Source organism: Pseudonocardia sp. Cha107L01, from assembly GCF_052566575.1.
In genome coordinates, this window is the sequence record NZ_CP199579.1 from 6,205,297 (window position 1) to 6,230,533 (window position 25,237).

The 25,237-nt window shown below is 71.0% G+C and carries 28 protein-coding genes; 12 read left to right on the top strand and 16 right to left on the bottom strand.

Annotated elements, in window-relative coordinates; genetic code table 11:
• Positions 1-51: 51 nt before the first annotated feature.
• Positions 52-1,797, bottom strand: a complete 1,746-nt coding sequence (locus tag ACTXG6_RS29090; protein ID WP_445182590.1) for a cytochrome c biogenesis protein DipZ — start codon at positions 1,795-1,797, stop codon at positions 52-54.
• A 241-nt stretch (positions 1,798-2,038) separates the two neighbouring features.
• Between ACTXG6_RS29090 and ACTXG6_RS29095 the strand changes: the two genes are divergently transcribed.
• From ACTXG6_RS29095 to ACTXG6_RS29110, 4 genes are all read left to right on the top strand, one after another.
• Positions 2,039-2,521 carry an SRPBCC family protein gene (locus ACTXG6_RS29095; protein ID WP_445182591.1) on the top strand — a complete coding sequence of 161 codons (483 nt, stop codon included), beginning with the start codon at positions 2,039-2,041 and terminating at the stop codon, positions 2,519-2,521.
• A gap of 124 nt (positions 2,522-2,645) precedes the next feature.
• A complete protein-coding gene (locus ACTXG6_RS29100; RefSeq protein ID WP_445182592.1) occupies positions 2,646-2,879 on the top strand; it encodes a hypothetical protein in 234 nt (77 codons plus the stop codon).
• A gap of 147 nt (positions 2,880-3,026) precedes the next feature.
• Positions 3,027-4,415, top strand: a complete 1,389-nt coding sequence (locus ACTXG6_RS29105; RefSeq protein WP_445182593.1) for a S41 family peptidase — start codon at positions 3,027-3,029, stop codon at positions 4,413-4,415.
• A 286-nt stretch (positions 4,416-4,701) separates the two neighbouring features.
• Positions 4,702-5,337, top strand: a complete 636-nt coding sequence (locus ACTXG6_RS29110) for a hypothetical protein (protein ID WP_445182594.1) — start codon at positions 4,702-4,704, stop codon at positions 5,335-5,337.
• 141 nt (positions 5,338-5,478) lie between these two features.
• On the opposite strand, the gene ACTXG6_RS29115 is transcribed toward ACTXG6_RS29110, so the two are convergent.
• The 6 genes from ACTXG6_RS29115 to ACTXG6_RS29140 form a co-directional block, all read right to left on the bottom strand.
• Positions 5,479-5,697 (bottom strand): hypothetical protein, encoded by a 219-nt coding sequence (locus ACTXG6_RS29115; RefSeq protein ID WP_445182595.1) that lies wholly within the window; start codon positions 5,695-5,697, stop codon positions 5,479-5,481.
• Complete coding sequence (locus tag ACTXG6_RS29120) at positions 5,694-7,469, bottom strand: xanthine dehydrogenase family protein molybdopterin-binding subunit (protein ID WP_445190127.1); 1,776 nt, start codon at positions 7,467-7,469, stop codon at positions 5,694-5,696. Before ACTXG6_RS29120 ends, ACTXG6_RS29115 begins: the two co-directional genes overlap by 4 nt.
• Positions 7,466-8,101: a xanthine dehydrogenase family protein molybdopterin-binding subunit gene (locus tag ACTXG6_RS29125; RefSeq protein ID WP_445182596.1), complete on the bottom strand. Its 636-nt coding sequence runs from the start codon at positions 8,099-8,101 to the stop codon at positions 7,466-7,468. Before ACTXG6_RS29125 ends, ACTXG6_RS29120 begins: the two co-directional genes overlap by 4 nt.
• Positions 8,098-8,670, bottom strand: coding sequence for a (2Fe-2S)-binding protein (locus ACTXG6_RS29130; protein ID WP_445182597.1), 573 nt, complete (start codon positions 8,668-8,670; stop codon positions 8,098-8,100). The genes ACTXG6_RS29125 and ACTXG6_RS29130 overlap by 4 nt, the downstream gene beginning before the upstream one ends.
• Positions 8,663-9,550, bottom strand: coding sequence for an FAD binding domain-containing protein (locus ACTXG6_RS29135; RefSeq protein ID WP_445182598.1), 888 nt, complete (start codon positions 9,548-9,550; stop codon positions 8,663-8,665). Before ACTXG6_RS29135 ends, ACTXG6_RS29130 begins: the two co-directional genes overlap by 8 nt.
• A gap of 112 nt (positions 9,551-9,662) precedes the next feature.
• Positions 9,663-10,940, bottom strand: coding sequence for a polysaccharide pyruvyl transferase family protein (locus ACTXG6_RS29140; RefSeq protein ID WP_445182599.1), 1,278 nt, complete (start codon positions 10,938-10,940; stop codon positions 9,663-9,665).
• A gap of 212 nt (positions 10,941-11,152) precedes the next feature.
• On the opposite strand from ACTXG6_RS29140, the gene ACTXG6_RS29145 reads away from it, so the two are divergent.
• Together ACTXG6_RS29145 and ACTXG6_RS29150 are read left to right on the top strand one after the other, a co-directional pair.
• Entirely contained in the window at positions 11,153-12,856 is a 1,704-nt protein-coding gene (locus ACTXG6_RS29145; RefSeq protein ID WP_445182600.1) for a PHA/PHB synthase family protein, read from the top strand.
• Entirely contained in the window at positions 12,853-13,710 is an 858-nt protein-coding gene (locus ACTXG6_RS29150) for an alpha/beta fold hydrolase (RefSeq protein ID WP_445182601.1), read from the top strand. The genes ACTXG6_RS29145 and ACTXG6_RS29150 overlap by 4 nt, the downstream gene beginning before the upstream one ends.
• A 38-nt stretch (positions 13,711-13,748) precedes the next feature.
• Here ACTXG6_RS29150 and ACTXG6_RS29155 read toward each other — a convergent pair whose 3' ends face one another.
• From ACTXG6_RS29155 to ACTXG6_RS29165, 3 genes are all read right to left on the bottom strand, one after another.
• On the bottom strand, positions 13,749-14,342 hold the full coding sequence (locus ACTXG6_RS29155; protein ID WP_445182602.1) for a CGNR zinc finger domain-containing protein: 594 nt from the start codon (positions 14,340-14,342) through the stop codon (positions 13,749-13,751).
• A 55-nt stretch (positions 14,343-14,397) separates the two neighbouring features.
• Positions 14,398-15,381 (bottom strand): quinone oxidoreductase family protein, encoded by a 984-nt coding sequence (locus ACTXG6_RS29160; RefSeq protein WP_445182603.1) that lies wholly within the window; start codon positions 15,379-15,381, stop codon positions 14,398-14,400.
• 89 nt (positions 15,382-15,470) lie between these two features.
• A complete protein-coding gene (locus ACTXG6_RS29165) occupies positions 15,471-15,755 on the bottom strand; it encodes a hypothetical protein (RefSeq protein ID WP_445182604.1) in 285 nt (94 codons plus the stop codon).
• Positions 15,756-16,008: 253 nt separating this feature from the next.
• Here ACTXG6_RS29165 and ACTXG6_RS29170 point away from each other — a divergent pair, with 253 nt between their 5' ends.
• Positions 16,009-16,740 (top strand): ribonuclease activity regulator RraA, encoded by a 732-nt coding sequence (locus ACTXG6_RS29170; RefSeq protein ID WP_445182605.1) that lies wholly within the window; start codon positions 16,009-16,011, stop codon positions 16,738-16,740.
• On the opposite strand, the gene ACTXG6_RS29175 is transcribed toward ACTXG6_RS29170, so the two are convergent.
• The 5 genes from ACTXG6_RS29175 to ACTXG6_RS29195 form a co-directional block, all read right to left on the bottom strand.
• Positions 16,704-17,072, bottom strand: a complete 369-nt coding sequence (locus ACTXG6_RS29175) for a sigma factor (RefSeq protein WP_445182606.1) — start codon at positions 17,070-17,072, stop codon at positions 16,704-16,706. The two genes, ACTXG6_RS29170 and ACTXG6_RS29175, sit on opposite strands and share 37 nt — an antisense overlap.
• A gap of 5 nt (positions 17,073-17,077) precedes the next feature.
• The gene (locus ACTXG6_RS29180) at positions 17,078-17,410 is read right to left on the bottom strand and encodes a DUF3099 domain-containing protein (protein WP_445182607.1); all 333 of its coding nucleotides are present in this window, start codon (positions 17,408-17,410) and stop codon (positions 17,078-17,080) included.
• A gap of 8 nt (positions 17,411-17,418) precedes the next feature.
• Positions 17,419-19,041, bottom strand: coding sequence for a cytochrome bc1 complex cytochrome b subunit (gene qcrB / locus ACTXG6_RS29185; RefSeq protein WP_445182608.1), 1,623 nt, complete (start codon positions 19,039-19,041; stop codon positions 17,419-17,421).
• Between the two features lie 146 nt (positions 19,042-19,187).
• On the bottom strand, positions 19,188-20,156 hold the full coding sequence (locus tag ACTXG6_RS29190; RefSeq protein WP_445182609.1) for a MerR family transcriptional regulator: 969 nt from the start codon (positions 20,154-20,156) through the stop codon (positions 19,188-19,190).
• 55 nt (positions 20,157-20,211) lie between these two features.
• Positions 20,212-20,820 (bottom strand): ethanolamine ammonia-lyase subunit EutC, encoded by a 609-nt coding sequence (locus tag ACTXG6_RS29195; protein ID WP_445182610.1) that lies wholly within the window; start codon positions 20,818-20,820, stop codon positions 20,212-20,214.
• A gap of 4 nt (positions 20,821-20,824) precedes the next feature.
• Here ACTXG6_RS29195 and ACTXG6_RS29200 point away from each other — a divergent pair, with 4 nt between their 5' ends.
• The 3 genes from ACTXG6_RS29200 to ACTXG6_RS29210 all read left to right on the top strand — a co-directional run bounded on the left by ACTXG6_RS29200 (position 20,825) and on the right by ACTXG6_RS29210 (position 22,582).
• On the top strand, positions 20,825-21,280 hold the full coding sequence (locus ACTXG6_RS29200) for a FadR/GntR family transcriptional regulator (protein WP_445182611.1): 456 nt from the start codon (positions 20,825-20,827) through the stop codon (positions 21,278-21,280).
• Between the two features lie 212 nt (positions 21,281-21,492).
• On the top strand, positions 21,493-22,035 hold the full coding sequence (locus ACTXG6_RS29205; RefSeq protein ID WP_445182612.1) for a TetR/AcrR family transcriptional regulator: 543 nt from the start codon (positions 21,493-21,495) through the stop codon (positions 22,033-22,035).
• Between the two features lie 160 nt (positions 22,036-22,195).
• Positions 22,196-22,582, top strand: coding sequence for a hypothetical protein (locus tag ACTXG6_RS29210; protein WP_445182613.1), 387 nt, complete (start codon positions 22,196-22,198; stop codon positions 22,580-22,582).
• A gap of 348 nt (positions 22,583-22,930) precedes the next feature.
• Here ACTXG6_RS29210 and ACTXG6_RS29215 read toward each other — a convergent pair whose 3' ends face one another.
• Positions 22,931-23,167, bottom strand: a complete 237-nt coding sequence (locus ACTXG6_RS29215; RefSeq protein ID WP_445182614.1) for a hypothetical protein — start codon at positions 23,165-23,167, stop codon at positions 22,931-22,933.
• 545 nt (positions 23,168-23,712) lie between these two features.
• Here ACTXG6_RS29215 and rpsR point away from each other — a divergent pair.
• Positions 23,713-23,982 carry a 30S ribosomal protein S18 gene (gene rpsR, locus ACTXG6_RS29220; RefSeq protein ID WP_445182615.1) on the top strand — a complete coding sequence of 90 codons (270 nt, stop codon included), beginning with the start codon at positions 23,713-23,715 and terminating at the stop codon, positions 23,980-23,982.
• 74 nt (positions 23,983-24,056) lie between these two features.
• A complete protein-coding gene (locus ACTXG6_RS29225) occupies positions 24,057-25,235 on the top strand; it encodes an AAA family ATPase (protein WP_445182616.1) in 1,179 nt (392 codons plus the stop codon).
• Positions 25,236-25,237 lie beyond the last annotated feature (2 nt).

Here is a 25,237-nt window from a genome sequence, read left to right on the forward strand (position 1 = left end):
AGCCACCACCTCGGCCGTCCAAGGCACCGCCCCACTACGTCCAGGGCGCTCCTAGCCGAAGGTGAAGTCGTAGGCCTGGACGCCCGGGCTGGCGCTCAGGCTGAGCACCGCGCTCCGCCCACCGGCCCGGGTGACGAGTGGGTAGAGCTGTGGGACGCCGTCGACGGCCAGCACCGAGGGCGGCTGACCGCTCACTCGCACGGTGACGGTGCCGTGCCCGCCGAGCACGAGGTACACGTCGTCGGCCCGATAGCTCAGTTCGAGTTGGGCATCGGGCCCGGCGGTCAGCGCCTCCGGGCCGGCGCTCCAGGTGCCTGCGAGGGCGAAGGTGCCCGGCGTCAGCGCCGACGGGAACCGGTAGGCGCTCGGTGCGTCGGGTGTCGGCACCGGACCACTGATGCGCAGCGGCGCGTAGTGGTAACCGAGGTAGGTCTCCGGGGTCAACTGGTCGGCGGGGGTGGTGTCCGGGACGTCGGTCGACGGCGGCAGCGCACCGTCGGGGTTGTTCTCCACCAGTAGCTGCCGGATGAGCTCCTCGGTGGTGGCGTAGTCCCCCTCGCCGAAGCTGACGTGCCGGATCGTCCCGCTGGGGTCGATGAGGTACTCCGCCGGCCAGTACTGGTTGTGGTAGGCGTTCCAGGTCGCGTAGTCGTTGTCGATCGCGATCGGGTACCGCACGCCAAGGGCCTGTGCCTGCTCGCGGATGTTCGAGGTGACGTGCTCGAACGCGAACTCCGGGGTGTGCACCCCGAGGATGACCAGCCCCGCCCTCTCGTACGAGCTGTACCAGGCCGACAGGTGTGGCAGGGTGCGCTGGCAGTTGATGCAGCTGTAGGTCCAGAAGTCGACGAGCACGACCTTGCCGCGCAGGCCGGCCAGGTTCAGCGGCGCACCGCCGGCGGTGTTGAGCCACCCGGTGATGCCGGTCAGCTCGGGCGCCGGGCCGCAGTCGACGAGCGACGCGCCGCCCGCCACGCAGGTGGCACCGGGTTCGGCCCCCTCGGCTCCCCCCGTCCCGCCGCTCGCCAGTTGGTGCAGTTGGTTCGTGGTGGCGGAGTTGCCCTCGACGAGGTTCTGCAGCGCGGCCGTGTAACCGGGCACCTGGCGCTGCAGGCCGTCGGTGAGGTTCAGGCCGATCAGCGCGGCGATCAGGATCATGACCACACCGCCGGCAACCCGGAAGCGCGCGGCGTGCCGCCGCAGGCCGCCGACGCGGCGGGTGATCGCCTCACCGGCCAGAGCCAGTGCCAGCAGTGGCAACCCGACCCCGACCGCGAACGACGCGGTCAGCAGCAGTGCACCGAAGCTGACCTGGTGCGCGGCGCCGACGACGGCAATGGCCGCGAGCACCGGCCCCGCACAGGGCACGAAGAGCAGACCGAGACCGAGCCCGAGGACGATGCCGTTGCTGTCGGGGTCGACCTTGAGCCCCGGCAACCGGGCGAAGGGGCGCCCCAGCACCTCACCGAGGCGGGGCCAGACCAGGCCGAGGCCGATGACGACCAGCACCGCGATGCCGGCGTCGCGCAACAGATCCTGCGGCAGGTGCAGCGCGCTGAGCAGCAGCGAGCCGAACAGCGTCGACACGCTGAAACTGAGCACAAGGCCGGCCACCACGCCGTACGGCCGCCAGGACCGCACCCGCCGAGCGGGCGCATCGGCCGGCGTCCCCGACCCGGCGGCCGCCGTGCCCCGACCCGCTGCCGCCGTGAGCACCACCGGCAGCACCGGCAGCACACAGGGCGAGATGCTCGTGATCACGCCGGCGAGCAGGCCGATCACGACCAGTACGACCATCTGAAGCTCGTCCCCCGCTCTCCGTCGGTCTGTCCTCGGTACGAAGCCAGTGTCCTGAGTCAGAGGTCCTGTGCCGACTCAGGACACTAGGCCCTGCTGGTCGCCGAGATCCTTACGAAGCCGTGGTCACCTCTCACCTGGTAGCGCTGGCCGACGAGGAAGGCCAATATGTGACCCGGGACACACTGGCGAGCGCACGACGGATCCGACCGGCAAGTACGACCCGACGGAGGAGCAGACCGTGGACACCTCGAAGAAGCTGCAAGCCAGCAAGGTCATCAACGCGCCGGCGGACAAGATCTTCGCCCTGCTCGCGGACCCGAACCGACACACCGACCTCGACGGTGCGGGCATGTTGCGTGGCCTGGCCGGCGAGACACCGCCGCTCGCCGCGATCGGGCAGGCCTTCACCATGAACATGAACCAGCCCGACCTCGGGGACTACCGGATGGTCAACACCGTCACCGCCTTCATCCCGAGCGCCCGGATCGGCTGGGGCCCGGCCGTCGACCCGTCCTGCGCCCTGGCCGGGCAACTCGGTGACATCGAGGCCAGCGGACACACCTACACCTACGACCTGCATCCGGTCGACGGCGGCACCGAGGTCACGCAGACCTACGACTGGACCGGGGTGAAGGACCCGAACTTCGAGGCGTTCTTCCCTCGGGTCTCGGCCGAGCAGCTGGCCGGGACGCTGGACAAGATCGCGGCGACGGTCGAGTAACCCGGCCGGGGTGCACGGACGATTTCAGTTCCGCCCCTACCGGGTGGTATCGGGTAACGACTGATACGCCACCTCCTCCTCGCCCGATGTACTCAGCATCAGCCAGTCTTCAGGAGGTGATGGCGTGAGCGAACACATGCACGCCAACGCGGAGCTCATTGCCGCCGCGGAACAACTCGGGCTATGCGACGGTTACATCGTTCTGGCGGTCGACCCGCAGACCGGGGAGGTCGACGCGCACGGTCCGTACGACGGTATGGGCGCCACGTTGAAGGCGGACCGCCTCCGCCGCGATTTCGACGACGACGGGCTCACCGACGTCAGCGTCGGCGTGGTGCGGCTGCACTCCTCGCGCTGACGCCGGGCGCCGGCCCGTCGCCGCCCGGTAACGCACCGCGGCACGGTGCGCTGCGTCACGCCGGCATTAAACACCGTCGGCCGACCGGTGCCAGCGGACTCTCAGGTTCACGGCGAGAAGCCGGCCGGCCACATAGTGTGGGTGAACATGCGGCCGTCCTTGAGCTCAGTGGTGGTGGCGGTGCTGACCATGGTCCTCGCCGCGTGCTCCATACCCGGTACCCAGACCTCGTCCACCGGCCAGGCCGGCCCGGTGGACGGCGTGTGGCGCACCGACGGTTACGGCTGGGTCATCGCGGTCAACGGCGGGCACGCCCAGACGTTCGACACCACCGAGCTCAGCTGCCTGCCCAACAACACGGCGGACCAGCTCGGCCAGGCCGCCCCCGACGGCACCGTGCAGTTCGGCAACAAGGGCGTCGCCGTGGAGACCCTGCGCCGGACTGCCGACGGGCACGGCCTGCTCCGCCTGCTGGGTACCGCCGCGGACATCGATCTGTTGCCGCTGCCCGCCCTGCCGGACGCCTGTACCAAGACGGTGCCCAACGACCCGCTCACGGTGTTCGACGTCTTCTGGGCCACCTTCAAGGAGAACTACAACTCCACGGTCCGCAAGAACATCGACTGGAACGCCGTGCGGGACAAGTACCGGCCGATGGTGACCGCGTCCACCTCGCCCAAGGAGCTGTACAAGATCCTCGTCGAGATGATCAAGCCACTCGACGACGCCCACGCCTATCTCGAGGGGCCGGGCGGCGACTCGTACGCCGGCAAACGAGCGGGCACCCGGGACGAGGACGAGGTGTCGCGCAAGGATGCGACGACCGCGGTCGACCAGCACCTGAGCCAGGACCTCGGCGTCACCAACATCCAGAACTTCGCGAACAACAAGATCTCCTACGCGGACCTGCCCGGTGGGCGGGGCTACCTGCGCCTCACCGCCTTCGAGAGCTACGGCGGCGACCAGAACGTCTTCGTCGACAACAGCGCGATACTGGCCAAGGCACTGGATGCCATCTTCACCCCGGCCCGGATCAAGGCCTGGCACGAGCTCATTGTCGACGTCAGCTTCAACACCGGCGGCGACGACGAACTGGGGCTGCAGCTCGCGTCGCGGCTGACCAACACCGCGTACCTCGCCTACAGCAAGAAGGCGCGCAACGACCCGAACGACCCGAGCCGCTACGGCCGGCTCCGGCCGGTCACCGTCACCCCGTTCGACGGCCCCCGCTACACCGGGCCGGTCCGGTTGCTGATCAGCGACCTGACGGTCAGCGCCGGTGAGACGTTCACCGAGGCGATGCTGGCGCGCACCCCGGCACCGAGCCTGGTCGGCATGAACACCCAGGGCGTGTTCGCCGACGACATGCAACGCAAGCTGCCCAACGGTTGGACGTTCACCCTCGGCAACGAGGACTACATCGCCGCGAACGGGCACAACTACGAGGACGTCGGCATCCCGCCGACCATCCCGATGCCCGTGTTCAGCACCGACCAGATCAGCCAGCACAGCGACCCCGCGCTCGACGCCCCCTGATCACCGGGGCGCAAGAGGCCCGATCCGTCCGCAGGTCACGACGGCGATCCGGTAAACGTGTCAAGTGCCACCCCACCTGCGCAAGCACAGCGCTTGCTACAGCTAGCACGATGGCTTAGTGTCGTTGCTGTCAGATACACGAGCTGGTCGAGCGAGGACAGCAATGACCTGGCCCCCGGGTTGAACCGGGTTGGCCCATCGGGTCACAGGCCCGTCCCCTCGACCGCGGCGTTTGAGACAGCAGCCGTCGCGGACACCAGTCCACTCCCAGAGAGGTGATCATTCAATGGCTATTACGCTGCCGACCTCCGCGGACGTCCGCAAGGCCCGTTCGCGCACCAACAAGTTCGTCAACGCCCAGTTCGACCTGGTCCGCACCCCGGTGCTGGCCTGGCTCGGTGCCGGCGACCTCGCGGTGCACACGCTGCGCGAGCTGCCGGACCGACTGACCGGGGACGAGCTGCGCAAGCGTGCCGACAAGGCCGCTGACCGGGCCCGCAAGACCTACAACGAGTGGGCCGAGCGTGGCGAGGACACCGCGGAGCGCATCCGCACCGAGCCTCGCGTCGCCCGTGCGCTGCGCACCATCGAGGACACCAACAAGCGGTTCGACCGCCAGCTGGAGAACCTCGTCGACGAGCTGCACGACGCCGGCGATGAGGTGCTCAAGGTGGTGAGCTTCGAGAGCCGTTCGGTCGGCGAGAAGACCGCACGCCGCACCCAGCGGGTGGCTCGGGACACCGCGGCCACCGTCAGCGAGGCGAGCACCGAGCTGGCCGAGTCGGTCGTCGAGGCCGGTGACGAGGCGGCGCACGACACCCGCAGCGTCACCCGCAAGGCCGCGAACAGGACCGCGCCGGCGGACCGGACCGCGCCCGCGAAGCGGAACAACAGCCGCGGCGGTGTGAGCTCGGTCAAGTAGGCTCGGTCAAGTAGCGAGTAGTGAACGGGTAAGCGAGGCAGGAACGAGCACGACCTGTCGAGAGGGAGCCCCGGGGCAGTTCGCTCCGGGGCTCCCTCGCGAGCCCGAGCATGCTGGTGGGTCCGCGCCGACGCTACGGTGTCAGCCGCCGCCGAGCACCCGGCGCAACAGCCGGAACAACACCGCCACCCCGGCCAGCGCCGCGCCGACCGCGACCCACCGGACGGTCGGCGACACACCCGGTCGCGGCAGCGCGGTGCTCGCCGGAGCCCTGGTGGGGCCGTCCACCGGCGAGGCGAGCACCTCGTCGTCCGGCCAGTCGCCCGCCGCCAGGTTGGCCGGGTCCTCGCCCGTGGTCACGGCGCCTCCTCCGGGGTCGGCAGGGTCGGGTCGTCCGGCGGCTCCGGCCACGGCCGCCCGGCGGCCTCGTCCAGCGCGCGCAGCACCCGTTCCGGCGTGATCGGCTGGTGCCACACCCGGGCGCCGCGCTGCGCCAGGGCGTCGTTGACCGCGTTGTGCACGGCGGCGGGAGCTCCGGCGGCACCCGCCTCGCCGGCGCCCTTGACCCCGAGCATGGTGATCGGACTGGGCGTCTCGATGTGCGAGATGTGGATGTCCGGCAGGTCCGGGCCGGCCGGCAACAGGTAGTCCAGCAGGGTCGAGGTGAGCAGCTGACCGTTCTCGTCGTAGTACAGCCGCTCCAGCAGCGCGCCGCCCACGCCCTGCGCCACGCCGCCCCGGATCTGGCCGTCCACGATGCTCGGGTTGATCAGCACCCCGCAGTCCTCGACACAGCTGTAGTCGACCAGCCGCACCAGGCCGCTGTCCTCGTCGATCTCCACGACGGCGGCGTGCGCGCCGTTGTTGAACGTGACGTTGGGGCCGACGTACTCCCCCACCACCGAGAGCCCAACCCGCAGCTCGGGCGGCAGCTTCTGGGTGCGCCAGTGGGCCACCTCGGCGACCTCGCCGACGTCCATCCGGGTGCCGGGCGCCCCGACCACCCGCACTTCGCCGCCGACCAGCTCCAGGTCCGCCGGGTCAGCCTCCATCAGGTGCCCCGCGATGGCCAGCAGGCGGTCCCTGACCTGGTGGGCGGCCGACGCGGCGGCGCCCGAGCTGACCACGGCGGAGCGGCTGGCCCAGACACCGGTGCCGTGCGGGACGGTCTTGGTGTCGCCGCTGAGCACGGTGATCCGGTCGAACGGGACGCCGAGGTGATCGGCCACCACCTGCGCCGCGGTGGTGTGCAGCCCCTGTCCCTGGCCGGGGGTGCCGAGCAGCACGGTGACAGAGCCGTCCGCCTCCATCCGCACCTCGACCTGGTCGTGCGCGGTGATCGGGGCTCCCCGGGCGCCGTAGAACGCCACCCCGGGCGCGGTCACCTCGACGAAGCAGGCCAGCCCGACACCCAGCAGCGCGCCCCGGTCCCGGGCCCGCTCCTTGCGCTCCGCCAGCGTCCCGGGCGCGATGTCGCGCAGCAGCACGCGCAGCGACTCCTGGTGCGACCCGCTGTCGTAGACGTGCCCGGTGACCGAGGTGAAGGGCAGCTCGTCGGGGTTGATGAGGTTGCGGCGGCGCAGCTCCGCGGGGTCCAGCCCGAGCCGGCGGGCCGCCTCGTCCATGAGTGCCTCCATCACCAGGATCGCCACCGGGTGGCCGACGCCCCGGTACACCGCGAGCGGGGCCTTGTTCGTGATGGCCACCCGCAGGTGCGCGCGGTACACCGGCACCCGGTACGGCCCCGGCATGATCGTGGCGACCTGGATGCCCTCGGTGACCATGGTGCGCGGGTAGACGGAGAACGCACCGCCGTCGCTGACCACCTCGGCGCGCATCCCGGCGATCGTGCCGTCCGCCGCGAGTGCCAGCGCGGCGACCACCCGCTCGTCGCGCGCCTGGGTGTCCGACTGCAGCGCCTCGACCCGGTCCTGGATCCACTTGACCGGGCGCCCCAGCAGAATGGTCGCCGCGCAGGTTGCCAGCTCGTCCGGGTACACGTGCGCCTTCATGCCGAACGCCCCGCCGACCTCGTCGGTGAGGATGCGCACGCTGCTCTCCCGCAGGCCCAGCAGCTCGGCGAAGGTGGACTGCAGCAGGTGCGGCGCCTGGGTCGACAGCCGGACGGTCAGCGCGCGGGCGACCGGGTCGACTCGGCGACCGCGCCCCTCGGTTCGATCGCGGTGGCGGTGTGCCTCGCGGTGGACATGCCGATCTCCACCACCTCCGCGGCCCCCGCGAACGCCGCCTCGACGTCGCCGCCGCCGAAGCGGCCCTCGAATGCCAGGTTCGTGCCGAGCTCCTCGTGCACCAGGACGGAGTCGGCGCCGACCGCGCGGATCGGGTCGGTGACAGCCGCCAGCTCGGCGTACTCCACCTCCACCAGCTCGACCGCGTCCTCGGCCAGCGCCCGGCTCTCGGCCACCACGACCGCGACCGGCTCACCCACGTAGTGCACCTTGCCGGTGGCCAACGGCCGCTGGTCGCCGGACACCAGTCCCGGCCAGTCCAGCAGCCCCTTCCAGGACCGGCAGATCGGGTCGACGTCGGCGGCGGTGTACACCGCGTGCACGCCCTCGGCCCGGCGCGCGGCGGCCACGTCGATGGCGGTGATCGCGGCATGCGCCACCGGGGACCGGACGAACGCCGCGTGCAGGCAACGGGACGGGGTGACGTCGTCGGCGTAGCGGCCGCGGCCGAGCAGGATGCGGGGGTCCTCCACCCGCCGGACCCGTCGGCCGACCCAGCCCTCGGTGAGGCTCATGGCTGCTCCTCCCCCGGCCCGGGCGACTGCTCATCCGGCCGGTCGCCTCGCTGGCCGAGGCCGGCCGCGTACTCCGCCACGGCGTCCACGATCGGCTGGTAGCCGGTGCACCGGCAGATGTTGCCGGACAGCCGGTCGCGGATCTGTCCCCGGGTCATCGACGGCTGCTCCCGCACCGCCGCCACCGCCGCCATCAGGAAGCCGGGCGTGCAGAAGCCGCACTGCAGCGCCTGGTGCTCCCAGAACTTCTCCTGCAGCGGGTGCATGGCGGCCCGACCGTCACCGCCGTCACCGCCGTCACCACCGCCCTCAGCGGAGAGTCCCTCGACCGTGTCCACCCGGGCGGCGTCGGCCTGGACCGCCAGCGTGAGGCAGCCGCGCACCGGCTGGCCGTCGAGCAGCACCGTGCAGGCGCCACACACGCCCTGCTCGCAGCCGAGATGGGTGCCGGTCAGCCCCAGCTCGTGGCGCAGGAAGTCGGCGAGTGTGGAGCGCGGGGTGGCGCGGCCGGTCTCGGTGCGCCCGTTGACCGTCAGCCGCACCGGCGCCGGGTCGTGTGCCTCACGCATGGGCCGCCTCCGTAGCGCTCAGCCGGGCGGCCGCCTCGGCGAGGGACCGCTGCACCAGCCGGGTGCCCGCACGGCGACGGTAGGTCGCGGAGCCGTGCAGGTCACCCAGGATGGCCACGCCGTCGAACGCGCACCCGGCGGCCTCGGTGAACAGCCGGGGGCTCAGTGGTTCGCCGACCAGCGCCCGCTCGGCCGCGGCGGCGCGGACCGGGACGGCGGCCACCCCGAACAGCGCGATGCGCGCCTGTGTGCAGCGCCCGCCGGCGTCGGCGTCGAGCACCGTGACGACGCCGACCAGCGCGAAGTCGCCCCGGCGGCGGGCGATCTCCCGCACCGACCAGCCCGCGGTCGGCGACAGGCACGGCAGTTCTACGCCGGCGACCAGCTCCCCCTCGTCCAGCGCGGTCAGGTACGGGCCGCGCAGGAAGTCCGCCGCGGCGATCCGGCGGCGCCGCCGCGCACCGGCCACCCGCACCGCGCCGTCCAGCGCCAGCAGCAGCGCGGGCAGCTCGGCGGCCGGGTCGGCGTGCGCCACCGAGCCGCAGAGTGTGCCCCTGGTCCGGATCTCCACGTGGCCGACCTCGGCGAGGCAGGCGGTGAGCAGCGGGTGCGCGCGCCGGATGTCCGGGTTGGTCTCCGCGGCGCGGGCGGTCACCGCCGCGGAGACGACCACGCGTTCGCCGGTGACCGCGTAGCCCGTCAGGTCGGCCGCGCGGGTGATGTCCACCAGCAGCTCCGGCCGCGACATCCGCAGCGCCATCAGTGGCAGCAGGCTCTGGCCGCCGCCGAGCACCCGGGCATCCGCGCCGTGCTCGGCCAGCAGCGAGGTCGCCTCCGCCAGCGACTCCGCACGCTGGTAGGCGAACGGCGGTAGCTTCACGACGCGTCCTCCTCGACGATCGGCGAGCCCGCAGCCGCATGCTCGCACGCCCCGGTCGTCCGCGCTCGGTCAAACGTGCTGACCAGCGCGAACGGCTCCGCGACGGGGCGCGCTAACCGTTCCGCCGGCGGCGGTCCCAGAGCCGGTTCCGCGCGGTCGCCGCGTCGTTCGCGGGCGCGGGTCCCCGTCGAGCGGCGACCCCGGAGCCGTGGCCCACCGGTCCGTACACCGCGTCCGCGAGCTCGGCCTTCGCGGTGTGCTGGCGCCGCACCACCTCGGCGGGGAAGCCACCGGCGGTGGGCAGGTCGGGGACGGTGAGCTCCTTGGCGACACCCCAGCGCGAGCCCTGGGCGATCAGTGACTCGTGCTTGGTCAGGTAGTAGTCCGGGCTGACCGGGATGGCCACCCCGCTGGCCCCGGCGGCGGCCGCCATCAGGTGCGGGTGGAATCGGGTGCTCAGCCAGGTCTGGCCGGGCGCGACCGGGAGGCCGTCCCGCCAGATGTGGGCGAACGGGAAGAACCGGGCGCCCGGGATGTGGTGCTCGATCAGCGCGTAGATCTCACGGTCGACCCCCGGGATGCCCTCGACCACGCCCAGGTTCTCCGGGGCCACCCGCCAGGCCCGCAGGGTCTCGAGGATCAGACCAGCCAGCCGGGACCGGTCGACGGTGAGCATGTCGGACTGGGCACACAGCATGAACTCCGGCAGGTCCGGCGAGGAGTTCGAGGGAACCCCCGACGTGCCCGGCCCGAGCCCGAGCCAGGCGTCGTCGCAGCTGACGCTGGCATGGCCCACCCCGCCGGCGCGCAGCACCGCACCAGACGCCTCGTCGCGCAGATCGACCACTTCGAACCGGTCGGCGAGCCCGCACAGCAGCGGGGCCACACCCTCGGCGACCGGCGCCAGACCCAACCCGGTCGCCACCGCACGCCCGCCCGAGTGGCGGATCGCGGCCACCGCCCCGGCCACCAGCCCCACGTGCCGGGGCCACTCGCCGTGCAGGTAACCGCCCCCCAACAGGTGCACCACGTCCGCGCCGCGCAGCAGCTCGACACCCTCGGCCCAGCGCGGCGCCCGACCGGGATCGTCCACCGCCTGCTGCGCGAAGGCGGCCACCTCCCACGGTGACTCGGACGGCGCCTCCCAGCACAGCCGGAACAGTGTGTCCACGAACCGGGCCCTCGGGTGCAGACCGTCCATCAGCACGGCGGCAAGGCCCGGACTCGGGCAGTCCACCCAGACGTCGGCGTCCGGCGCCCGCTCGGCGAGCTGGCGGAGCCAGTGAGCGGTGATCAGCTCGTCGCCGTAGTTCGGGAAACCCGCCGTCGCAACCAGGTAGATCCGGCGAGGTGACTCCCCGGCCGCGGCGGCCGTGCTCAGTTCGGACATAGCCGCAGAGGTTACTTGCGGGCGCCGGGTCCAGCCCGAGCGTGGGTCCGGCACGGCATGTGAGCTTTCCGGGCACGCACTCTTGGGTACTTTTCCAAGCAGCGTTCGGTCAACTGCCAGTAGGGTCAGTTCGACCTGCCGATCGACGCCCGGGACGCCGAACGGGGCTTCGGCGCGACGAGGTCGTCCCACCAACGGAGGTGGTTTGTGCAATGAACGGACGGACCGACTGGGAATCCCGGGACGCGGCGGATCTGGCCGGCGCCCCGCTGGACCTGCTGCTCACCGACGCGGTGCGGGGCAACTGGCGGCGTCTGGTGCCGGACGCGACGGCGTTGCGGCTCGTCCGAGGCCTGGCGAACCGGCCGGTGAAGGTGGTGGGCCGGGTGCGCGGCCTCGTCGGCGAGCTGGGCCGCATCGTGGTCGGCAACTCGAACACCCAGCCCGACCCGAGGGACCGCCGCTACACCGACCCGGCATGGTCGGGAAACCCGCTGCTGCACCGCGCACTGCAGGCCCACCTGGCCACCAGCCGCACCGCCGAGGCACTCGTGGAGGACGCCCGGCTCGCCGAACCGGACCGGCTCCGGGTGCAGACCATCGTGTCCAACCTGTCCGACGCACTGGCCCCGAGCAACAACCCGCTGCTGAACCCGCGTGCGCTCAAGGCCGTGGTGGACACCGGCGGCGTCAACTTCGTGCGCGGCGCGCGCCGGCTGGCCGGTGACCTCGCCCAGCCGCCCCGGGTGCCCAGCATGGTCGAGCCCGACGCGTTCACCGTCGGCGAGACGGTCGCCGCCACCCCCGGCGCGGTCGTGCTGCGGACCGAGGTGCTGGAGGTCATGCAGTACGCCCCGACGACCGAGAAGGTCCGGGCGATCCCGCTGCTCATCGTGCCGCCGACGATCAACAAGTACTACGTCACGGACATCGCGCCCGGTCGCAGCCTGATCGAGTACCTGGTCGGGCAGGGCCACCAGGTGTTCACCATCTCCTGGCGCAACCCGGACGTGCGGCACGCGCGCTGGGGGTTCGACACCTACGGCGCGGCGATCCTGGACGCGGTCGACGCCGCCCGCACGGTTACCGGTGCGCCGAGCGCGGCGCTGCTGTCGCTCTGCTCCGGCGGGGTGCTGTCGTCGATGGTGCTCGGGCATCTGGCCGCCATCGGCGAGCTGGACCGGATCGCGGCGGCCGCGCTGTCCGTCGCCGTCCTGGACCAGCGCGACGCCGGGGTGACCGGGGCCCTGCTCACCCAGGAGGCGGCCGATGCGGCGGTGCGCGCCTCGGCGGCGCGCGGTTACCTGGACGGGCGGTCGCTGGCCGAGGTGTTCGCCTGGCTGCGGCCGAACGACCTGGTCTGGAACTACTGGGTGGACAGCTACCTGCTCGGCAACGCGCCGAAGCCGTTCGACGTGCTGTTCTGGAACGCCGACACCACCCGGATGACCGCCCGGCTGCACCGCGACTTCATCCACCTGTCGCAGCGCAACGCGCTCACCGAACGGGGCACCGCGACCATGCTCGGCTCGCCGGTCGACCTGTCCCGGGTACACCTGGACACCTACATCACCGCCGGGGTCGCCGATCACCTGTGCCCGTGGCAGAAGTGCTACCAGAGCACCCAGCTGTTCGGCGGCAAGAGCCGGTTCGTGCTGTCCACGAGCGGGCACATCGCGTCGATCGTCAACCCGCCCGGCAACAAGAAGGCCAACTTCCGCACCGCCGAGCACAACCCCGCCGACGCGGCCGCCTGGCTGTCCGGCTCGCAGGTGGTCGACGGCTCGTGGTGGCCGGACTTCAGTACCTGGCTGCACGCCCGCACCGGCGAACAGGTCCCGGCGCCCAGCGCGCCCGGCGGGCCCGACCACCCACCGCTCGCCTCGGCGCCGGGTAGCTACGTCAAGCTCAAGTGACCACCCCACCGAACCGGGGCGGCGCGGACGGCCGAACCCGTGCCAGCCGATCAGCGCAGCCCAGCCGCATCAGGGTGGGGCGCCGAGAGCTGGCCTACCTGCACCAGCCCGGCGAGCCGGGGCGGGTGCCGCTGGTGTTGTGCAACGGCATCGGCTCCAGCATGGAGCTGTTCGACCCGTTGGTCCGTGAGCTGGACCCGGGCCGGCCGGTGGTCCGGTTCGACGTCCCGGGCATCGGCGGGTCGGCCCAGCCGAAGCTGCCCTACACCTACCACCAGCTGGCCTTTACCATGCGCGGGCTACTGGATCGGCTCGGTTACGCCAGGGCCGACGTGCTGGGCATCTCCTGGGGCGGCGGGCTCGCTCAGCAGTTCGCCTTCCAGCACCCGTGGTTCTGCCGGCGGGTGGTGCTGCTGGCCACCGCGACCGGGATGTGCATGGTGCCCGCGACGCCGAAGGTGCTCGCCCGGATGCTCACCCCCCGGCGGCACCGGGATCCGGACTACGCGCGCAGCATCGCCGGTGACATCTACGGCGGCAGCGCGCGGACCGCTCCGGACACCACCGTCGCGGTGCTGCACAGCTCGATGCGCGCCACCCCGGTCCGCGGCTACCTCTACCAGCTGGCGGCGATCGGCTCCTGGACCAGCCTGCCGTGGCTGCCGATGATCCGGCAGCCCACCCTGGTCCTGGCCGGGGACGACGACCCGCTCATCCCGTCGGTCAACGGTTCGGTCATGTCCCGGCTGCTACCCAGGGGTCAGCTGCACCGCTACCGCGGCGGCCACCTGGCCGCACTCACCGAACCGGAGACGCTGGCCCCGGTGATCGACGAGTTCCTGGACCGCGACTGAGCACCAGGCGGCGGGCCCGGACCCGCGCCGGCCGCGGGTCAGCTCTGCCGGCCGCGTCGTTCCCGGTAACCCTTGATCTTCACCAGGTTGCCGCAGCGGTCCATCGAGCACCAGCGCCGGCGACCGGACTGGGTCTCGTCCAGGAAGACCAGCGAGCAGTCCGGGTGCGCGCACTCCTTGATCCGCGTCGCTCTCGGTCCGCCGAGCAGGCGCGCGGCGTCCCGGGCGATGGTCGCCAGCGCCTGGGACGGGCTCCCCGCCGAGGGAGCGGTCACCACCCTGCCGTCCGTGCCCGCCGCGAGCCGCGGCGGCAGGTCGGCCAGTGCGGCGAACTCGTTGACCACGCCGAGTGGTTCCGCACCGGCCGCGGCACCGCCCATCGACGACCGCACGATGGCGCTGATCGCCTCGCGGAGTCGGCGAGCCCGATCCAGGTCCCGGTCCGTCGCCGGCGGCGGGTCGGTCAGCAGGCCCTGCTCGACGAACCAGCGGGACAGTGTGTCGGCGTTGGGGATGCGCTCCACCGGACTGTCGTGCCTGCGCCCTAGCGTCGCCACCAGGTCCAGGGAGGGACAGCCGCCGACGAATACGAAGGCCTCCTGCCCCCCTGGTCCGCGCTGCGCCGACGTCATGGTCCGATCCTACAATTCTGACACCGGGTGAACCGGTTGCCGATGGGCCGCGCTGTCAGGCCGAGGTCAGGATCACCTTGCCCCTGGTGTCCCGTGACTCGAGGTGCCGGTGCGCCTGACCGGCCTGTTCCAGGCTGAACGTCGCGTCGATCGGCACGGTGAACCGGCCGGCGGCCACTCCCGCGAGCAGCTCCCGCAGATCCGGCCGGGGATCCCAGCCGTGCTGCATCAGGTCGGTGATCTGGAAACCGTGGATGCTGACGTTCTTCGGGTAGAAGTCGCGGGTGTCGATCGTGCTCGGTGCGAGTGCGACATTGGCCATCGCCACCACCCGCCCGGCCCGCCCCACCGCCTTCAGGCTCTCGGCGAAGCTGTCCCCGCCCACCAGGTCCAGCGCCACCGCCGCCCCGCGACCATCGGTGATGCGGTTGGTCTCCCGGACGACGTCGTGCTCATGGCGGTCCAGCGCGTGGTCGGCGCCGAGCTCACGCACCCAGGCCCGCTTCTCCGCCGACCCGACCACGGCGATCACCGACGCGCCGGCGTCCTTGGCGATCTGCACCGCGGCGCTCCCGACACCGCTGGCCGCGGCGTAGATCAGGACGGAGTCGCCGGCCCGCACGGCGGCCAGACGGCGCAGGCAGTACCAGGCGGACAGCCACGCGACCGGTAGCGCCGCGGCGGCCGACAGGCTCACCCCGTCGGGCACCGGCAGCGCCCGCCGCGCGCTGACCACCGCCAGTTCCCGGTAGAAGCCGGGCGCACCCAGCGGGCCCCACGCCACGACCCGGTCACCGACCGCAAGGTCGTCCACTCCCGCGCCGACGGCGACCACCGTTCCAGCACCCTCGGAGCCCGGAACCGCGGGCAGCGCCGGACCGCTGTGGTAGCGGCCGGACCGGAACAGCAGATCCGCGCGGTTCACCGCGGCGGCGGCCACCTGGACACCGATCTCGCCCGGCCCCGGCGTCGGATCCGACACCTCGACCCAGGCCAACCTGTCGGCGGAACCGAACTCCCGAACCTGGACAGCATGCATGTGGTCCATCTCCTGACACCAGTTCGACTGGTGTCGAGAGTGCACACCAGTTCAACTGGTGTCAACCTCGGGCCGCTCCCCTCAGCTGGTCAGTGCGGCCATTCCTTCGAGTCGAGCAGCCGCCGCAACGCCTCCGGGCTGCCCGGCGCCGGCTCACCCCGCCAGGTGCGCCCGACCTCCACGTAGACCCACTGGTGGTCCGAGTCCGGCCGGTGCTCGCGGCGGTACTGACACTGCACCTGACGGCCCTTGTCCTCGGCCGACGCGATCTCCACCATCTCCGGCGGCTTGCCCTCGGCGTCGACCTCGATCTCCAACGTGATCCAGTGCTCGCCGTCACGGTCGAAGAACGGGACCTCGCGCGTCTGGGTCATCCGGGGCTCCTCCGCTCGGCCACCGCTACACGGTCGCACCCATCGCCTCTCCACGGCGGCCCGGACGGCCACAGGATCGGTGGGTGGCAGAGCCTGATCCGAAAATCCGCACCGGGACCGCGGAATCCGGGCCGCGTGATCCGGTGGTTCGATCGGGTAGGTCGATCGGGTGGGCATCGCCGGCGGGTGCGGACGATCCGCGATTGAACCATGATCGACCGGGAGAGCGGCACCCCCGATCTAGGAGTATCCGATGGCCATCCACCCGCCGATCAGCGCCAGCACCCTGCGGACCCTCGGCACCGTGTCCACCGCGACGCTGACGACCCAGTTGATGGCCAGGGGGTTGCGTAACACCTACCTGGCCGGGCTCGCCCCGCTGAACCCCGGGCGCTCGCGGCTGGTGGGTGAGGCCTTCACGCTGCGCTGCATCCCCTCCCGCGAGGATCTCGACGTACTGTCCGTCTTCCAGGACTACGACCACCCACAGCGCAAAGCCGTCGAGTCCGTCCCACCCGGGGCCGTGCTGGTGATCGACGCCCGGGGCAAGACCCGCGCCGCATCGCTCGGGCACATCCTGGCGACCCGGCTGCTGCGCCGCGGCGCCGCCGGCATCGTGACCGACGGGGCGGTCCGCGACAGCCAGGGATTCGCCACCCTGGACCTGCCGACCTTCGCGGCCGGCGCCGCCGCGACCACCAACCTCGCCCAACACCACGCCGTCGACCTGCAGGTACCCATCGGCTGCGCCGAAGTGGCCGTCTATCCGGGCGACATCATGGTGGGCGACCACGACGGCGTCATCTGCCTACCGAGAGAACTGGCCGGGGAAGTCGCCGAGGCAGCGGCGCGCCAGGAGCACCTGGAGGACTTCATCCTGGCGAAGATCGACGCCGGGTCTCCGCTGCGCGGCACCTACCCACCGGACGAACACACCCTCGCCGAGTATCAGCGGACCGCCGGGGTGGAGACACCGGAGCGCTGACACCGGGCGTAGACCGCCTGTCGATGGGTCAGGGTCAGCAGCGCCGTGCCGAACTGGTCCCGCCCGTCGTCGAATCGCCGCGGATCGCGCCAGACTGAAAGAAAGACCTGGTAGACGACCTCCTCGGCGAGCTTCTGGTCTCCGCACACCCGTCGGGCGAGGGTGTAGGCCCGCCGGCTGTAGCGGTCGTACAGGGCAGCGACCGCGCCGGCGTCACCGTTGACGATCCGGTCCAGGAGCTGACCGTCCGGCGGGTCGAACTCCAGTCTCGCGCACGGACGGGCCCCCTGCCCATCGGCGAAGAGCGGAGGTGGCGGGTCCGGGTCGGCCACGACGCTCACCTCCCCCTAGCATCTTCACCCAAGTTATGGCCCACTTGAATCGCTTGTGCATCACTTTGACGAGTAGGGCGCTCGACCCTGGACGCGGACCGGGGCAGGCGGTCGTTGGCGATCAACACCGCCATCCAGGGCAGTGGAATCGACAGCGCGAGGATTGCGACCGCCAACCAGGGAATGTGATAGAGGATGGCAGCCAGCAGTAAGCACGGAATCCGAAATGCCATCAGAATTCCGTAGCGCCGCTTACGGACCGCGAGCTCCTCGAGATAGGAGCGCGGCGCATCGGTAACCAGTACCACGTCGTGACCACCGCGATGAATTCCGATCATCTGACTCCTCATTGCTTGACAACTCTTCGTTGCGATCCGGATTGTTCCGATCGCGCCCGTTCCAATGCCTGAGTCTCTTCGACGGAGTCCGGGCGCAGCAGCGATCCGGGTACCGGATGCCCCGCGTAACCGAGCTGGTTCAACCGTTTCGGCACCGGCGCGCCCTGGTAGGTGAGCGGGACCGGGTGGCCGTCGGTCCCCGGGCCGGCGAGCGGTTGGTGGATCTCGATGAACGCGCCGTTCGGCAGCCGCCGGATGATGCCCGTCTCGATGCCGTGCTCGAGTACCGCCCGGTCGCCGCGCTGCAGACCGAGGCAGATCCGGTAGGTCACCCAATACGCCAGCGGCGGCAGCAGGAGCAGTCCGATCCGGCCCGCCCAGGTCATCGCGTTGAGTGAGATGTTGAGCTTGAGCGCGATCAGATCGTTGCCCGAGGCGGCCACCAGCCAGGAGTAGAAGACGATCGCCAGGACACCCAGCGAGGTGCGGGCAGGAACGTCACGCGGGCGCTGCAGCAGATTGTGGTGGGCCCGGTCGCGGGTGAAGCGACGCTCGATGGCGGGGTAGCCGATGGCCACTCCGAAGATCAACGGAATGAAGAAGGCGATCGGCCAGAACACCGCGGGTATGAGGTAGTTGCCCAGGTATATCTCCCAGGACGGCCACAGCCGTGGCATGCCGTCGGTGAACCCCATGTACCAGTCCGGCTGGGATCCGGCCGAGATGTGCGCGGGGTTGTACGGCCCGAAGTTCCAGATGGGGTTGATCTGGAACACCCCGGCCATGAGCGTGATGACACCGACCGTCACCGCGAGGAACGCCCCGCCCTTGGCCGCGAACGTGGGCAGGATGCGCACACCCACCACGTTGCGCTCGGTGCGTCCGGGCCCGGGGAACTGCGTGTGTTTCTGGTACCACACCAGGCCCACGTGGACGGCGATCAGCGCAAGCAGCAGGCCCGGGAGCAGCAACACATGCACGATGTAGAGCCGCGGAATGATCTCGGTGCCGGGGAACTCCGCACCGAAGAGCGCCCAGTGCACCCAGGTACCGACCACCGGTACCGACAGGGTGATGCCCGACCCGATCCGCAGCCCGGTACCCGACAGCAGGTCGTCGGGCAGTGAATAGCCACTGAAGCCCTCGAACATCCCCAGCAGGATCAACACCACGCCGATGATCCAGTTGGTCTCCCGCGGCTTCCGGAACGCCCCGGTGAAGAATGTCCGGAACATGTGGACAACCATTGCGGCGAGGAACAACAGCGCCGCCCAGTGGTGGATCTGGCGGACCAGCAATCCCCCACGCACGTCGAAGGAAATTCGCAGCGCGCTCTCGAACGCCCGTGACATGGATAACCCGCGCAGGTTGTCGAACTGGCCGCTGTAGGTGACCTCGGCCATCGACGGGTCGAAAAAAATTGCCAGATAGGTCCCGGAGGCCAACAGCACAACAAAGCTGTAGAGCGCGATCTCCCCGAGCATGAAGGACCAGTGGGTCGGGAATACCTTGTTGAACTGCTTGCGCAGCCCAGCCGCCGGATGCAGCCGCTGGTCAACGGCATCCAACAGCCCGGCGGGCCGGGCGCCCCCGCCCGCGGCGGGGCTCGTGGGTGTGGTGAGACCACTCATGCTCCGTGCCTCCCGCGACGTCGAATCCTGCCGCCAAGACGCACTCTACTGCGCTTGAGCCGTACTCGCATCGTTTACGCAACGCTTTGCGCAGACGCGTCCGCACGGTCGGTGGAGCGGGACGGCGCACCCGGCGGCGGTACGGCTCAGAGAGCGGCCGAGTGCCGCACCGGTGCCTGGGTGGCACCCACAGTGATGAGCAGGGCGGTACGGAGGGAGTCCGGCCGCGTGACCTCGGCCGGCAGCCTGCGCCCGATCCAGCCGGGGCCAGCGGCGATCACCACCATCCCCGGGACATCGGTGAGTGCCGCGAGCCCGGACGGCCGAGCGGTACGCGGGGTCTGGGACCAGACCACCACAGCACCGGGGCGGCTGCGCCGAACCGCTCCAGCCACCACGGTGGCCGGGGTGTCCGCCCCCAGCATCCGCACACTGCAACCCCGCTCGGACAATCCGGCGCGCAGGGCATCCAGACCCAAGGTGTGGTGCTCGTCCTCGGCGCAGGCCAGCACGGCCGCCAGCGAGCCCGGCGTCGGCGTTGCCAGTGGCACTCGGCTCATCGCCGCGGTGATCGTCCACGAGAGCAGGTGTTCCGCGTCGACACAGTGCACACCCTGCGCCACCCGGCTGCCCAGCTCCTCGATCGCCGGCAGGCACACCGTGTTCCAGGCGTCGAGCACGCCCAGTTCGTCGAGCTCACGCGTCACGACCGCCGCGATCGCCTCGCCGTCCAGACGCAACGCGGCACTCACCACACCGGACACGACCCGGGCCCGCGCGGGCTTCCCGCTGCCAGGCCCGGTCGGCTCGAGACCCCCGTCGTTCAGATCGGCGGCCGACGGGTCGGGATTGGACAGTTCATCGATGGAACGGGTCTGGACCCAGCGGGCGGCCGCCGAAGGGGCGACCCCGCCGGCGACGAGCCGACTCATCGTCTCCAACCGCGCGATGTCCTCGGCCCCGAAGCGGCGATGCCGGCCCGCCGCGTGCGCCTCCGGACCGAGCCCGTAGCGGCGGCTCCAACTGCGCAGCGTCGACGCCGCCACCCCTAGATGGCGAGCAACCGCTCCGGCCGTCCATTCCAGGACCGGCTCCGCCGCATTCTCGGTCCGCACCGGACCATGGTGACAGAACATGCGGTTCGCACGACCCTGCCACGTCAGAAGACGCCTACACCGACCCCGCGGAACCTTCGGGCAGCGTCGGAAGGTCGTCTTTGAGTGTGGTGCCGGTGATGCCGAGGTGGCGTGCTTGGGTCATGAGGTGGGTGAGTGTGTCGGCGGCTCGGTGGTAGTCGAGTCCGCCGGGTGGGTGGATGTTGGAGATGCAGTTGCGTTCGTGGTCGCGGCGGCCGGTTGTGGGGTGGGCGGTGAGGTAGATGCCGAGGCTGTCGGCGGCGCTGAGGCCGGGGCGTTCGCCGATGAGCATGACGACCAGGTCGGCGCGCAGGCGTTGGCCGATTTCGTCGCCGAGGGCGACTCTGGCCTGGGTGGCCAGTACGACCGGGGCGATTCGCCAGTCGGGTAGGCGGGGCAGTACCGCGAGCAGCATCGGCGCGGCGTGATCGTGCACCGCGCGCGCGGATAGTCCGTCCGCGATCACGAAGACCACGTCGAAGCGGCCACCAGCGGGCTCGCCGGGGTGGTCCGGGTTGTCGGGGTTGTGGGGTGTGGGGGCGGGCAGGGTGTCGCAGTGTGGGTCGAGGCGCCGGCCGAGGTCGGGGTGGCGCAGGTAGGTGGCTCGATCCGGTGCCGCGCTGCGGACCTCGAGGGTGTCCAACCCGGTGAGCCTGCACGTCGAACCACGTCTGCAGGCCCGCGCACTGGACGCCACGCTCGAGGAACGCCTGACGCTGCGCCACGTGCTGGAGACGGGGGCCGCCGAAGCCGCCGCGCAGCGGTCCTTCAGCCCCGAAGAACGCGCCCATCTCACGCGCCGGCTCGCCGAGACCACCGGCGCCGACCCCTCGGACTACCGCCGCCTCGACTCCCGACTGCATCTCGCCATCGCCGAGGTCGCCGGGGTGCCGACGCTGACCGGACTGGTCGCCGACATCCGCATGCAGATGAATGAGCTCCTCGACGCGATCCCCCTGCTCGAGGTCAACATCGCGCATTCCAACCAGCAGCACGCCGATCTCACCACCGCGATCATCGACGGCGATGCACCCGGTGCCCGCCGCCTGATGGCCGAGCACCTCGCGGGCACGGCCGCGTTGCTGCGCGGCTTCCTGGCCTAGGAGCGCCTGAACACCCGCCGAGCGCCGGACCCGGCCCAAGGACGGCGGGTGGCACACACCACAAGTTTCGTTCCACCCCGTGCGTCACAGGTCGACGCACGGAAGGTCCCCTCGTTAAGAGCCACAGTTTTGTAGCGGAAACGGGGGAACATAGGTGTGTCCTGTGGCATAAGTAGCCAAATCTGCCACATGTGGTTCGTACGATGAGAGATATGCGAGCTGACGCGATTCGCAACCTCGACTCGGTCCTACAGACCGGCGCCCGGCTGCTAGCCCACGACCCGAGCACCAGCATTACCACCATCGCGACCGAAGCCGGAGTCGACAGGCGCACCGTCTACCGACGCTTCGCCACCCGCGAGGCGCTGCTCGCCGCGGTGTTCCGCACCAAGCTCGACGCGACGGACCAGGTGTTCACCGATTCCCGGTTCGACGTCGCTCCGGTCGCGGTGGCGCTGCACCGTTACGTCGAGGGCATTGTCCCGGTCATGCGGCGCTGGCCGGTCGACCCGGAACGGGTGCGCTGCGACACCGAGGCCTACGACCGGATGTTGGGCCAGCGCGAGCGGTTCAGCGCGTTCGTCCAGCGCGCCGTCGAGGAAGGCGTCCTCCGGGAGGACCTGCCCGACGGCATGGCAAGAGGACTACTCCTCCGCATGATCGATCTCGTGTCGTCCAAGTTCCCCGACATCGAGCCGGCCCCGGCGGCGGACCTGGTCGTCGACGCCTTGCTGTGCGGGATCGGACAATCCTGACCCAGCCTGCCCCGGCCCACACCCGACCGGCGGCCGGCCCGGCGGGGCACCCGGACCACCGGGCGTGCCGCGTTCGGCCCAACCTTTCCACCACGGCCCGGCTGCCTGCTTTTCGCGTCTAAACTGCCGCCTCCCGCACCAGGTGCTCGAGGAGCCCGTCATGGGCCTACGACAGATCACCGGCTACATCGCTCATCTGCTACTCGGCGTGTACTGGCTGTGGGTGATCTCCCGCACCGCACCTCAGTTGCGCAGGGGCGTTCGGGACCGGATGGTGCGGCTGCGGGTGGCGCTGATCAAAACCGCCGCGCTCGCAGTCACCGCCCTGGTGGTCGGGGTGATCCACTTCTGGGCGACCGAATGGTGGCATGTCGTGTTGGCGGTGCTGTGCGCGATCGTTCTCGGCCTGGTGCTGCACCGGAGCTACCGAGCGCTTGTGGCCGCACCGCGCCACCGGCTCACCCTGGTGCAGCGCGCCCGGGGCGCCGAACGCGTCCGGGGCATGCACCCCGGCGGTGTCCAGGGCGCCCACAAACCGCGCCACTAATGGCGACGGCTTGGTCGCTGGAACTTGGCACTTGGGACCCCTACGCCCTGCGAACGGGACACAACCACCGCCGTGACGCCGGGGATAACGCCGCGTCACCGACAGCGCGGCCTGATCTCGACCCCGGCGCGCCTAGCGGCGGGCGGTGACCGGTCGGCGCCTCGCGGCGTCGTCCTCGGAGTGGCCGAGACAACGGTCTCCGCCACTCCGAAGACGACACAAGCCTTGCGACGCATCCAACTGGATCACCGCTTGCGACGAGCAGCATCATTCAGGCCCTTCCCAGTGCGGGGCACTGGTCGTGGCGACGGCTTGCGGACCTCCCCAGACGCCGGTGCTCGAACCCGGTCAGGTCAGACTCGGCCAGTCATGCGAGTCCAGGACGCGCCGCAGCGCCTCCTGACTACCCGGGGTGGGCTCACCCCGCCAGGTGCGGTTGATCTCCACGTAGGCCCACGGAGGGTCTTCACCGGGCCTGTGTTCACGGCTGAACTCGCACTGCACCGCCCGGCCGGCCTCCGGGCCAAGGAGCTGCACCGCCTCGGGCGGCTCACCCCGCTCGTCGACGCCCATCTCGAGCGTCATCCAATGTGCGCCATCACGGTCGTAAAATGGAACCTCGCGCGTACCAGTCACGTCGGACCTCCTCGCTTGGCTTACCCCACGGTCGCACCTCGCACCCTCACATGCTGCCTCAGGCGGGCGAGATGTGAGTGCTGACACCGGCGGACCGGCCCTGTTTCCACCCTCGGACGGCGGCACCGGGCCTCCCGAACGGGCCGCTGAACGGTCGCGCGACCGGCGCCGGCACGCACGAGTGGGAGGCGGTCTGACCGGCGCCGGCCGGTAAGGCGATACTGTTGACCTGATGACCTACTCGACCCGAGCGACCTCTCAGGGAGGCACGGCAGCACAACGAGGACGTTCTCTCGCGGTGCGAGCTGGTCGAACGGCTCGGGAACAAGGTCAACACCGGCTTTCCGCGCAGCAGTACGACGACCGAACCGAACGATGAACTCGACCTGACGCCGCAAGGGGCGGCACTCGCGCGGCAACGCGTGAAGCCCCACCTGACCGGCCGAGACCCACCCGCCCGACCTCTAGAATCAACACCTCAGGAGCCATTCCCCATGCCGAAGCCAGTACTGCGCGAGCCGAAGAAGAAGATCTGCGCGTTCTGCAAGGACAAAGAGCAGCAGATCGACTACAAGGACACCGGCATACTTCGCAAGTTCATCTCCGACCGGGGCAAGATCCGCCCCCGCCGGGTCAGCGGCAACTGCCGCCAGCACCAGCGTGACGTCGCGGTCGCGGTGAAGAACGCCCGCGAGGTGGCGCTGCTGCCCTACACCTCCACCGGCGGTGACCGGGACAAGTCCGGCGGTCGCCGGCGCCCCTGACCCTCCAGCGGAGGGGCCGGCGGGCGGGCGACCGGAACGACGGCTAGGGCGGGACACGCTCTAGCCTCGATCCGGTGTTGACCACCCTGGCGGTCGAGAACTATCGATCACTGCGCGACCTGGTGCTGCCGCTGTCCCGGTTGACCCTCGTCACCGGGGCCAACGGCAGCGGCAAGTCCAGCCTGTACCGCACGCTGCGACTGCTCGCCGACGCCTCCCGCAACGGCGCGGTCGCCGCGCTCGCCAGGGAGGGCGGCCTGCCCTCCACGTTGTGGGCCGGCCCGGAGGTCATCGGCCGCGCGGTCCGGGACGGCCGCACTCCGCCGCAACCCACCCGGCGCACGAAACCGGTCGGGCTGCGGCTCGGTTTCGCCGGCAGCGATTTCGGCTACGCGCTCGACCTCGGCTTCCCGATCCCCGCCGACACGCTGTTCAACCTCGACCCCGAGTTCAAGCGCGAGTGTGTCTGGACCGGGCCCTCGCTACGTCCGGCCACCCTGCTCGCGGACCGGGCCGGGCCGACGGTGCGCACCCGCGACCGGACCGGCGCCTGGGCTGGCGACATCGATCCGATCCGACTCACCGACAGCATGATCAGCGAGTTCGGCGACCCGCGCCGCTGCCCTGAGCTGCTGATCGTGCGCGAGCAGATCCGCTCCTGGCGCTTCTACGACCAGTTCCGCACCGATGCCGAGGCCCCCGCCCGCCAGGTGCGGATCGGCAGTCGGACCCCGGTGCTCGGCCACGACGGCGCCGACCTCGCCGCGGCCCTGCGCACCGTCCAGGAGATCGGCGACGTCGAGGGCCTGGACCTCGCGGTCGACAACGCGTTCCCCCGGGCCCGTCTCGAGGTCACCACCACCGACGGCCGCTTCGAGCTGCGGTTCCACCAGCACGGCCTGCTGCGCCCGCTCGGTGCCGCGGAGCTCTCCGACGGCACGCTGCGCTACCTGCTGTGGGTCGCCGCGCTGCTCACCCCGCGCCCGCCCGAACTGCTCGTCCTCAACGAGCCGGAGACCAGTCTGCACCCGGAGCTGCTGCCCGCGCTGGCCGGTCTGATCGCCACCGCCGCGAAGCAGTCCCAGCTCATCGTCGTGTCCCACGCGCAGCCGCTGATCCGGGCGATCGAGGCCGCCGCGCACGAGCTCACCGAGGACGTCACCACTCTCGAGCTGCGCAAGGAGTTCGGCGAGACGATGCTCGACGGCCAGGGAGAGCTGCAGCGCCCGTCGTGGCACTGGCCGAAACGCTGACC

Coding starts and splice junctions, on each gene's coding strand:
- rpsR (WP_445182615.1), top strand. CDS start 23,713: ATGCCGAAGCCAGTACTGCGCGAGCCGAAGAAGAAGATCTGCGCGTTC.
- ACTXG6_RS29155 (WP_445182602.1), bottom strand. CDS start 14,342: ATGACGTCGGCGCAGCGCGGACCAGGGGGGCAGGAGGCCTTCGTATTC.
- ACTXG6_RS29090 (WP_445182590.1), bottom strand. CDS start 1,797: ATGGTCGTACTGGTCGTGATCGGCCTGCTCGCCGGCGTGATCACGAGC.
- ACTXG6_RS29165 (WP_445182604.1), bottom strand. CDS start 15,755: ATGACCCAGACGCGCGAGGTCCCGTTCTTCGACCGTGACGGCGAGCAC.
- ACTXG6_RS29130 (WP_445182597.1), bottom strand. CDS start 8,670: ATGCGTGAGGCACACGACCCGGCGCCGGTGCGGCTGACGGTCAACGGG.
- ACTXG6_RS29170 (WP_445182605.1), top strand. CDS start 16,009: ATGGCCATCCACCCGCCGATCAGCGCCAGCACCCTGCGGACCCTCGGC.
- ACTXG6_RS29180 (WP_445182607.1), bottom strand. CDS start 17,410: ATGATCGGAATTCATCGCGGTGGTCACGACGTGGTACTGGTTACCGAT.
- ACTXG6_RS29105 (WP_445182593.1), top strand. CDS start 3,027: ATGCGGCCGTCCTTGAGCTCAGTGGTGGTGGCGGTGCTGACCATGGTC.
- ACTXG6_RS29160 (WP_445182603.1), bottom strand. CDS start 15,381: ATGCATGCTGTCCAGGTTCGGGAGTTCGGTTCCGCCGACAGGTTGGCC.
- ACTXG6_RS29205 (WP_445182612.1), top strand. CDS start 21,493: ATGCGAGCTGACGCGATTCGCAACCTCGACTCGGTCCTACAGACCGGC.
- qcrB (WP_445182608.1), bottom strand. CDS start 19,041: ATGAGTGGTCTCACCACACCCACGAGCCCCGCCGCGGGCGGGGGCGCC.
- ACTXG6_RS29110 (WP_445182594.1), top strand. CDS start 4,702: ATGGCTATTACGCTGCCGACCTCCGCGGACGTCCGCAAGGCCCGTTCG.
- ACTXG6_RS29215 (WP_445182614.1), bottom strand. CDS start 23,167: ATGACGCTCGAGATGGGCGTCGACGAGCGGGGTGAGCCGCCCGAGGCG.
- ACTXG6_RS29210 (WP_445182613.1), top strand. CDS start 22,196: ATGGGCCTACGACAGATCACCGGCTACATCGCTCATCTGCTACTCGGC.
- ACTXG6_RS29125 (WP_445182596.1), bottom strand. CDS start 8,101: ATGAGCCTCACCGAGGGCTGGGTCGGCCGACGGGTCCGGCGGGTGGAG.
- ACTXG6_RS29145 (WP_445182600.1), top strand. CDS start 11,153: ATGAACGGACGGACCGACTGGGAATCCCGGGACGCGGCGGATCTGGCC.
- ACTXG6_RS29140 (WP_445182599.1), bottom strand. CDS start 10,940: ATGTCCGAACTGAGCACGGCCGCCGCGGCCGGGGAGTCACCTCGCCGG.